Annotated in this window: 8 protein-coding genes and 1 pseudogene; all 9 read right to left on the reverse strand. The window is 70.3% G+C overall.

The features are described from left to right. Positions 1 to 121: 121 nt before the first annotated feature. Complete coding sequence (locus VFO68_RS19725; protein WP_325159802.1) at positions 122 to 1174, reverse strand: MlaD family protein; 1053 nt, start codon at positions 1172 to 1174, stop codon at positions 122 to 124. Next, positions 1174 to 2202, reverse strand: coding sequence for an MCE family protein (locus tag VFO68_RS19730; protein ID WP_325159803.1), 1029 nt, complete (start codon positions 2200 to 2202; stop codon positions 1174 to 1176). The genes VFO68_RS19725 and VFO68_RS19730 overlap by 1 nt, the downstream gene beginning before the upstream one ends. After that, positions 2199 to 3212, reverse strand: a complete 1014-nt coding sequence (locus VFO68_RS19735; protein WP_325159804.1) for an MCE family protein — start codon at positions 3210 to 3212, stop codon at positions 2199 to 2201. The genes VFO68_RS19730 and VFO68_RS19735 overlap by 4 nt, the downstream gene beginning before the upstream one ends. Continuing rightward, a complete protein-coding gene (locus tag VFO68_RS19740; protein WP_325159805.1) occupies positions 3212 to 4204 on the reverse strand; it encodes an MCE family protein in 993 nt (330 codons plus the stop codon). The genes VFO68_RS19735 and VFO68_RS19740 overlap by 1 nt, the downstream gene beginning before the upstream one ends. Beyond that, a complete protein-coding gene (locus VFO68_RS19745; RefSeq protein WP_325159806.1) occupies positions 4201 to 5220 on the reverse strand; it encodes an MCE family protein in 1020 nt (339 codons plus the stop codon). The genes VFO68_RS19740 and VFO68_RS19745 overlap by 4 nt, the downstream gene beginning before the upstream one ends. Then, on the reverse strand, positions 5217 to 6425 hold the full coding sequence (locus VFO68_RS19750) for an MCE family protein (protein ID WP_325159807.1): 1209 nt from the start codon (positions 6423 to 6425) through the stop codon (positions 5217 to 5219). The genes VFO68_RS19745 and VFO68_RS19750 overlap by 4 nt, the downstream gene beginning before the upstream one ends. Further along, positions 6422 to 7231 carry an ABC transporter permease gene (locus VFO68_RS19755; protein ID WP_325159808.1) on the reverse strand — a complete coding sequence of 270 codons (810 nt, stop codon included), beginning with the start codon at positions 7229 to 7231 and terminating at the stop codon, positions 6422 to 6424. The genes VFO68_RS19750 and VFO68_RS19755 overlap by 4 nt, the downstream gene beginning before the upstream one ends. A 95-nt stretch (positions 7232 to 7326) precedes the next feature. Beyond that, positions 7327 to 8049, reverse strand: a complete 723-nt coding sequence (locus VFO68_RS19760; protein ID WP_325159809.1) for an ABC transporter permease — start codon at positions 8047 to 8049, stop codon at positions 7327 to 7329. A gap of 59 nt (positions 8050 to 8108) precedes the next feature. After that, positions 8109 to 8502: pseudogene (locus VFO68_RS19765) on the reverse strand (ABC transporter ATP-binding protein); the annotation flags it as partial.

The following is an 8502-nucleotide window of genomic DNA, read 5'->3' on the forward strand; positions in this document are numbered from 1 at the left end:
CGGCTCGGCGACCCGCAGGCCCGGTTCGACATCGAGGTGGCGCTGCGTGCCCAGGGGCTCAACGGGTGCAGCGAGCCGCCGTGTTGATTCGCCATCCCGGTGGCGCGGCGCGCCCGCGGACTCAGCGGGTGCAGCGGGCCGCGGTATTGAGCGGCGCCGGCGAGGTGTCGCGACCGTTGCGGTATGTGGTGCCCTCGTAGCCCTGGGTGCACGGCAGCGGGGTGAAGAAGGTGGTGGTCAGGCCTACCTCGGTGTTGCCGGGGCGCAGCGCGGTGGACGCCGCCGACACCGCCGCCGGCGTGACCACCAGCAGTTGCTCCACCCCGTCGCGCTGGGTGAGCAGCACCGTCGAGGTGGTCAGCAGGTTGCCGAGCAGCACGCCGAGCGTCGGCCCGGTCTCCCGGATCAGCTCGCTCACCTGCCGGGCCACCGCCGGCCCGGTGGACAGCAGCCGGCGCAGGTCGGCATCGGAGGTCCGCAGCTGCTCGGCGATGAGCTTCGCGTTGACCCCGAAGGACTTGATCGCGTCGGACTGCTCGATCTGGGTGGTCAGCACCGGCCCGGCGTCGGTGATCAGCTGGAGGGTCTGCGGCAGGTGTTCGGTGGCGAGGTCGGTGAAGCTCGCCGTCGAGTCGAGCAGCACCTGCAGGCTCGGACCGGTGTCCTGGGTGGCGTCGTAGAGCTCGTCGACCACGGTGCGCAGATCCTCCTCGGGCACCGAGGCGACCAGCCGGTCGAGGTTGCGCACCACCTGCTCCACCGGCAGCGGCAGCGTGGTGCGGTCCTGGCGCACGACCGAGCCCTCGGTCAGGTACGGCTCGCCGTCACGCCGGGGCCGCAGGTCGAGGTACTGCTCGCCGACCGCGGAGCGGTTGGCCACCGCGACGTCCACATCGGACGGTACGGGTGGGGCGCCGGAGTCGATCCGCAGGTCCACCTCGATCCCGTCGTCGACCAGATGCAGCTCCCCCACCCGGCCGATCGCCACCCCGCGGTAGGTGACCTCGGCGTTGGTGAAGATGCCGCCCGAGTCGGCCAGGCGCACCTTCACCGTGTACCCGGAGCCGCCGAACAGCTGGTCCAGCCGCGCGTACCGGGCGCCGACGAAGGTGATCCCGACCAGCGCGATCACCGTGAACAGCAGCACCTGGACCCGCACCACCCTGGTGATCATCAGCGGCTGCCTCCCGACGAGTCCACCGGCGGCAGCAGCGGCACCACAGCCGCCGCCGGGGCGTTCTTGTTGGTGTTCAGCTTGAGGTAGACGTTGAGGTAGTCACCCTTGATGCCGTCCAGAACCGCGTCCGGGAACGGGAAGGTGAGCAGAAGCTCCATGGCCTGCGGCAGGTTCTGGCCGGCCTCGGTGAGCCGGCGCAGGGTCGGCTCCAGCGCGCGCAGGTCCGCGACCAGGTTCGCCTGCGCCGACTCGACCACGTTCACCGCCACCCCGGACAGCGAGTCGAGCGTGGTGAGCATCCGGGTGAACGCCGCCCGCTGGTCGGCCAGCACCTGGATGCCGCCGCCCAGGTTGTCGATCAGGTCGGCGATGTCCCTGGTGCGCCCGCCGAACGAGGCGGCCAGCCGGTCCAGCCCGTCCAGCGCCCGGGTGATGTCGGCGCGGCGCGCCTCCAACCCGCCGACGAAGGTGTCCACATTGGTCAGGAACGAGCGGATCTCCGGTTCGTTGCCGTTCAGCGCCTGGTTGAGCTCCCGGGTGATGTTCTGCAGCTGGCCGACCCCCCCGCCGTTGAGCAGCATCGACAGCGCGCCGAACACCTCCTCGATCTCCGGGTTGCGGTTGGTGCGCTCCAGCGGGATCTGCGCGCCGTTGGTGAGCCGGGCGCTCGTCGGGGTGGGCGGCGCGTCCAGCTCGACGAACTTCTCGCCGAGCAGGCTGGACTGCCGCAGCCGGGCCATCGCGTTGGCCGGCAGCCGAACGGATCCGTTCACCAGCATGGTCACCGCGGCGCTGCGGCCGTCCGGGGCCAGCTCGATCCGTTCCACCCGCCCGACCGCGACGTCCTCGACCTTCACCCCGGACTGCGGCACCAGGTCCAGCACGTCGCGGAAGTGCGCGGTCACCCGGTACGGATAGCCGCCGATGTCGGCGCCGCCGGGCAGCGGAACCTCATAGATGCCACCGAAGGAGGTGCAACCGGCGGTCAGCGTGGCGAGCAGCGCGAGGATGGCGGCGCGTCTCATCGGACACCTCCTGCCGGGGGCAGCGGCGGCGGCGGGACGAGGCTGAACTCGTTGAGGTTGGCCCGCACGTCGATGCTGCCCTGTGCCGGGTCGTAGGAGCCGAGCAGGTCGGTCAGCGCCTGGGGGGCCCGGGCCAGCGCCTCCTCCAGCGAGGCCCGCTGCTCGACCAGCAGCCGGGTGGTACCGGCCAGCTTGTCCACATTGGACTTGATCCGGGCCCGGTTGTCCTGGACGAAGCGCTGCACGGTGCCCAGTGCCGTGCTCAGCTCGGCGAGTGCCGCGGCGAAGTCCTGCCGCTCGCCGGCCAGGAACTCGCTGACCGTGGCCAGAAGCTGGTCGAAGGTGCGCAGCTGCTGGTCGTTCGCGGCCAGCATGGTGGTGAACTTCTGCAGGTTGTCCACGGTGGCGAACAGGTCGTCCTGCGAGCCGGTCAGCGTGTGCGCGGCCTTGCCCAGCTCGCGGACCAGGTCACCGAGCCGCTTTCCGTTGCCGTCCAGGGTGGTCGCGGTGCTGTTGAGCAGTTCGTCGAGCGCGCCGTCGGCGTTGGCGCCGTCCGGGCCGAGCGCCACCGTGAGCTTGTCCAGGCTGGTGAACAGCTCGTCCAGCTCGACCGGGACGGCGGTGCGCTCGACCGGGATCACCGCGCCGTCGGCCAGTCGCGGCCCGTCGGTGAAGACCGGCGCGAGTTGCACGTAGCGGTCACTGACCAGGCTCGGCGTGACGACCAGCGCGCCGGCGTCGGCCGGCAGCGGCACGTCGCGGTCCACCGACATCTCCACCCGGACCTGCTCGCCCTGCGGTGTCACGGAGTCGACCGTGCCGACGGCGACCCCGAGCACCCGGACGTCGGAGCCGGCGTAGATCCCGACCGCGGCGGTGAAGTAGGCCACGAAATGCTGGGACCGGCTGGTGCGCGCCAGGGTGACGAAGGCCGCGGCGGCCAGCACCGCCACCGCGGCGACCACCGCCAGCACGCGCAACAGCCTGGTACGGGAACGGATGGCGGCCATCACCGACCTCCTCCCGGTTTCGGTGGCATGCATCCGCCGCCCGGCGCTTCCACCAGGCCGCACAGGTAGGTGTCCAACCAGCTGCCGGTGGACAGACTGTTGCCGACCAGCCGGTAGAACGGTCCGGCCAGGCGCAGGCTGCGGTCCAGGTTGTCCTGGTTGCGTTGCAGCACGTCGGTCACCCGGTCGAGCTGTTGCAGCGCCGGGCCGAGCTGGGCCTGGTTGTCGGCCACCAGCCCGGACAGTTGCTGGGAAAGCTCCCGGGTTCCGGTCAGCAGCGCGCTGATCGCCGCCCGGCGCTTGCTGATCTCCTGCAGCAGCACGCCGCCGTCCCGGATCAGCGCCTCGATCTGTGTGGTGCGGTCGGCGATGGTCCTGCTGAAGCCGCTGGTGTTGGTCAGCAGCCTGCGCAGCTCCTGGTCCCGGGACGAGATCGTCTTGGACAGCGCGGCCAAACCGTTGAGCGTGTCCCGGACCTGGTTCGGCGTGGTCGCGGTGAACGTCTGGGCCAGGGTGCGGAAGCTGGTGGCCAGGGCGTCGGTGTCGATCGCGGCCGCGGTCCTGGCCAGGTCCCCGAACGCGTCGTTGACGTCGTAGGGGGTCATGGTCCGTTCCCGCGGAATCGGTGTGTCCGGATCCAGCTCCTTGCCGCCCAACGGATCCAGCACCAGGTTCTTCTGCCCGAGCAGAGTCTTGATCTTGATCGCGGCCACCGTCTGGTCGCCCAGCCACACGTCCTTGGCCCGGAACGTGACCCGCACGTGGTCGCCGTCGAGATCCACGTCGGTCACCTCGCCGACCTTCACGCCGGCCACCCGCACCTCGTCGTTGGGCTTGAGCCCGGCCGCCTCGCCGAACTCGGCGGTGTAGCTGGTCCCGCCGCCGATCACCGGCAGTTCCTCGTAGTAGAAGGTGAGCAGGCCGACCGCGACCATGAGCAGCCCGCCGACCACCCCGACCTTGACCGGATCGCGCTCCCGGAAGTGCTTCATCGCAGACACCTCGGCTCGGTGAGCGGGATACCGACCGGGCCGCCGCCGGGCGCCTGCGGGGCGTCCGAGGCCGCCGAGCACAGGAACATGTTCAGCCACGACCCGTAGCTCGCCGTGCGTCCGATGGACTCGTACTTCACCGGCAGGTTGCTGAGAAACCGTTCGAACGCCGGTGTTCCGTCGGCCAGGTTCTTGGACAGGTCGCCGAGCGCGTCGATGTCCTTGCGCAGCGGCTCCCGGCTGTCGACCAGCAGCCCGGCGGTGCTCGTGGTCAGTTCGGCCAGCCCGTCGATGGCCGCGCCGATCGGCGCGGAGTCCCTCGCCAGCCCGGAAACCAACTGCTGTGTGGTGCTGATCAGGCTGGACAGCTTGTCCTGCCGGGGGGTCACCTGGTCCAGCACCGTGTTCAGGTTGCCGATCACCTGACCGATCACCTTGTCCTTCTCCGCGATCGTGGTGGTCAGCGAGGCGGTGTGGCGCAACAGGCTGTCCACCGTGGCGCCCTCGCCCTGCAGCACCTGCACGATCTCGAAGGACAGCTTGTTGACGTCGTCCGGCGACAGCGCCTGGAACAGCGGCTTGAACCCGTTGAGCATCGCGGTGAGGTCGAGCGCCGGGCGGGTGCGCTCGAGCGGGATCAGCGATCCGGGGTCCAGTACCGCGTTGGGGTCACCGGCGCCCTGGTCCAGCGAGATGTACCGCTGGCCGATCAGGTTGCGGAACTTGATCGTCGCGGTGACCGAGGCGGACAGCTTGCGTCCCGCGTCGACGGCGAACTCCACCTCGGCGAACCGGCGCTCGACGATCCGCACGTCGTTGACCTGCCCGACGCGCACTCCGGCCATCCGCACGTCGTCGCCGGCGTTGACCGAGGTGGCGTCGGAGAACCAGGCCCGGTAGGTCACCTCGGCGCCGCCGCCCCGGTTGGCGATCGTGACCGCCAGCAGCAGCGTCGCCACGGCGGTGACCACCGTGAACACCAGTCCCTTGAGCAGCGGCCCGATGAACCCCTTCACCGCAGACTCACCTCCGCGCCGCGGAACAGCGGGCCGAGCAGCAGGCTGCTCCAGCCGGGCAGTTCGGTGGGAGCCAGGCCGTAGGCGGGTGCCAGCAGTTCGGTGAGGAACTGGTTCTCCTGCGGGGAGTTCGCCGGAGAGTCGACGGCCGCGGACGGCGTGGTCAGTTGCGCCGCGCCGGTCACCGGGTAGCAGCGCGGGCCGCTGCGCGCCGGCGGCACCGCGCCGCCCGGGCCGGTGCGCCGCGGTTTGACGGTCAGTTCGATGTGCAGCCCGGGCTGGTTGGTCCCGGCGCCGAGCACCTGGTTGATCTGCGGCTTGAACCGGGTGACCGCGTCCAGCAGGCAGGGGAACTCCGGGGAGTACCTGGCCAGCAGGTCCAGCGTCGGCCTGCTGACCGCCGCCAGGTTGATCACGTTCGACCCGTTGGCGCGCAGGAAGCTCTCCAGGTCGGTGGCGGCGGTGGTGAGCGTGCTGAACAGGGCGTCGAGGTTCTGCCGCTGCTCGGCGATCGTGCGGCTGGTGGTGGTCAGGTCGGACAGCGCGTCGATGATGTCCGGGCCGGCGGTGGAGTAGGTGTTCAGCGTGTCGGCGAACTTGGCGATGTCGTCCTGCAGCTGCGGCATCTTCGGGTTCAGCTGGGCGAAGTAGGCGTCCAGCGCGACCAGCGTCTCACCGAGCGGCTTGCCCCGGTCCTGCAGTGCCGTGGACACCGCGCCGAGCGTGCTGGCCAGCTTCTGCGGCTGCACCGCCTGCAGCACCGGAAGCAGGTCGCGCAGGGCCTGCTCGAGCTCGATCGCCTCGGCGGTGCGGTCCTGCTGGATCAGGTCACCGGCCGTGAGCCGGCGCGCCTCGGGACTCGGCGGGAGGACCAGGCTGACGTAGCGCTGGCCGAACAGGGTCTTGGGCAGCAGCCGGGCGGAGACGTTGCGCGGCAACTGATCGAGCTGGTCCGGCGAGATCGCCAGCACGACGTCCACGCCGTTGCCGGTGGTGCGCACCTCGCGCACCGAGCCGACCACCATGCCCCGCACCTTGACGTCGGCGCCCGCCTTGAGCTGGTTGCCGGCCCGGTCGGTGTGCAGCCGGACCAGGGTGTCGCCGGTGAACGCCTTGTCGTAGATGGCGATCGCGAGCATCCCGAGCAGTCCCAACAGGACGATGAAGATCAGCCCGAGGGTCCGGTCGCGGATCCGTGCCTTCATCCGGCCACCCGCACCGTGGTCGTGGCGCCCCAGATCGCCAGGCTGAGGAAGAAGTCGAGCACGCTGACCAGCACGATGGCGGTACGCACCGAACGGCCCACCGCCACCCCCACCCCGGCCGGACCGCCGCTGGCCCGGTAACCGTAGAAGCAGTGCGTCAGGATGATCGCCACACTGAAGATGAGCACCTTGACGAACGACCAGACCACGTCCTCCGGCGGCAGGAACAGGCCGAAGTAGTGGTCGTAGGTGCCGGCCGACTGGCCGTAGAACGTCACGGTGATCGTCCGGGCGGCCAGGTAGGAGGTCAGCAGTCCCACCACGTACAGCGGGATGATCGCGACGAAGCCGGCGATGATCCGGGTGGTGACCAGGTAGGGCATGCTGCGCACGGCCATCACCTCCAGCGCGTCGATCTCGTCGGAGATCCGCATCGCGCCGAGCTGTGCGGTGAAGCCGGAGCCGACCGTCGCCGACAACGCGAGCGCGGCCACCAGCGGCGCGATCTCCCTGGTGTTGAAGTAGGCCGAGACGAACCCGGCCAGCGCCGAGGTGCCGATCTGGTTGAGCGCCGCGAAACCCTGCAGTCCCACCACGGTTCCGGTGAACACGCACAGCCCGACCATCACGCCGATGGTGCCGCCGATCACGGCCAGCGCACCGCTGCCGAAGCTGACCTCACCGAGCAGCCGGACGATCTCCTTGGGGTAGCGCCGAAGCGTCAGCGGCGTGGCGCACAGCGCCCGGACGTAGAAGCCGAACTGGTCGCCCAGCCGTTCCAGGCCGCCGGGGGTGGTCGTGGCCATCACGCCACCCCCTCGCAGGCTCGGTGCTGGCGAAACCCGCCGCCTCGCAAGCTCGGCGCCGGGGCAGTGTCGATCTGGTTCGCTCGCAAGCTCGCTCAGGCCCCCTTCGCCGGCACCAGCTGCAGGTAGATCACGCTGATCACCAGGTTGACGAAGAACAGCAGCAGGAAGGTCACCACGACCGACTGGTTGACCGCGTCGCCGACGCCCTTGGGCCCGCCGCGCGGATGCAGGCCGCGGTAGCAGGCGACCAGACCGGCCAGGAACCCGAAGATCACCGCCTTGATCTCGCCGATCCACAGGTCCGGCAACTGCGCCAGGGCGGAGAAGCTGGCCAGGTAGGCGCCCGGGGTGCCGTCCTGCACGATGACGTTGAAGAAGTAGCCGCCGACCACGCCGACCACGCTGACCATTCCGTTGAGCAGCACCGCGGTGACCATCGCGGCCAGCACCCTGGGCACCACCAGGCGCTGGATCGGCGAGACCCCGAGCACCTCCATGGCGTCGATCTCCTCGCGGATGGTGCGCGCGCCCAGATCGGCGCACATGGCCGACCCGCCGGCCCCGGCCACCACCAGCGTGGTGACGATCGGGCTGGCCTGCTGGATCACCGCGAGCACGGAAGCCGCGCCGTTGAAGGACTCCGCACCGATCTGCGCGGTCAGCGACCCGAGCTGCAAGGTGATCACCGCGCCGAACGGGATCGCCACCAGCATCGCCGGCAGGATCGAGACGCTGGCGAGGAACCAGAACTGCTGGACGAACTCGCGGCCCTGGAACGGCCGCTTGAACATCGCCACGACCACGTCCAGGCCCATGGCGAACAGCCGGCCGAACTCACCGACGGCCGAGGTGGCGACCCGCAGCGGAGGACTGGTCAAGAAACCTCCTCCGCCCGCAAGCTGGCCATGATCCCCTGCTGGGCGGACAGCGGCAGGGTGTCCAGGTGGCGCAGCACCCGCTCGCGGCGACGGCGCACCGCGTCGCGCGGCGGCAGGCCCGGGCTGGGTTGCAGCTGCGGCACGATCTCCGGCCGGGTGCGCGTCGTGGTGGCCTGGTGGTGGGCCAGCTCGGCGTCCACGATGGACTGGTCCTTCTCCTCGGACATGCCGATCGGGCCGATCCGGCGACCGTTGAGGAACTGCTCGACCACCGGCTCGTCGGAGGTCAGCAACACCTCGCGCGGGCCGAACATGACCAGCTCCCGGCGAAACAGCATGCCCAGGTTGTCCGGCACGGTCCGAGCCACGTTGATGTTGTGCGTGACGATC

Origin of the sequence: Actinophytocola sp. (genome assembly GCF_035712165.1) — a bacterium.
Taxonomy (GTDB): Bacteria; Actinomycetota; Actinomycetes; order Mycobacteriales; family Pseudonocardiaceae; genus DASYTH01.

Bases quoted from the DNA above. Each gene is read 5' to 3' on its own strand.
- VFO68_RS19725 (WP_325159802.1), bottom strand. From the start codon at position 1,174: ATGATCACCAGGGTGGTGCGGGTCCAGGTGCTGCTGTTCACGGTGATC.
- VFO68_RS19730 (WP_325159803.1), bottom strand. From the start codon at position 2,202: ATGAGACGCGCCGCCATCCTCGCGCTGCTCGCCACGCTGACCGCCGGT.
- VFO68_RS19735 (WP_325159804.1), bottom strand. From the start codon at position 3,212: ATGGCCGCCATCCGTTCCCGTACCAGGCTGTTGCGCGTGCTGGCGGTG.
- VFO68_RS19740 (WP_325159805.1), bottom strand. From the start codon at position 4,204: ATGAAGCACTTCCGGGAGCGCGATCCGGTCAAGGTCGGGGTGGTCGGC.
- VFO68_RS19750 (WP_325159807.1), bottom strand. From the start codon at position 6,425: ATGAAGGCACGGATCCGCGACCGGACCCTCGGGCTGATCTTCATCGTC.
- VFO68_RS19755 (WP_325159808.1), bottom strand. From the start codon at position 7,231: ATGGCCACGACCACCCCCGGCGGCCTGGAACGGCTGGGCGACCAGTTC.
- VFO68_RS19760 (WP_325159809.1), bottom strand. From the start codon at position 8,049: ATGGGCCTGGACGTGGTCGTGGCGATGTTCAAGCGGCCGTTCCAGGGC.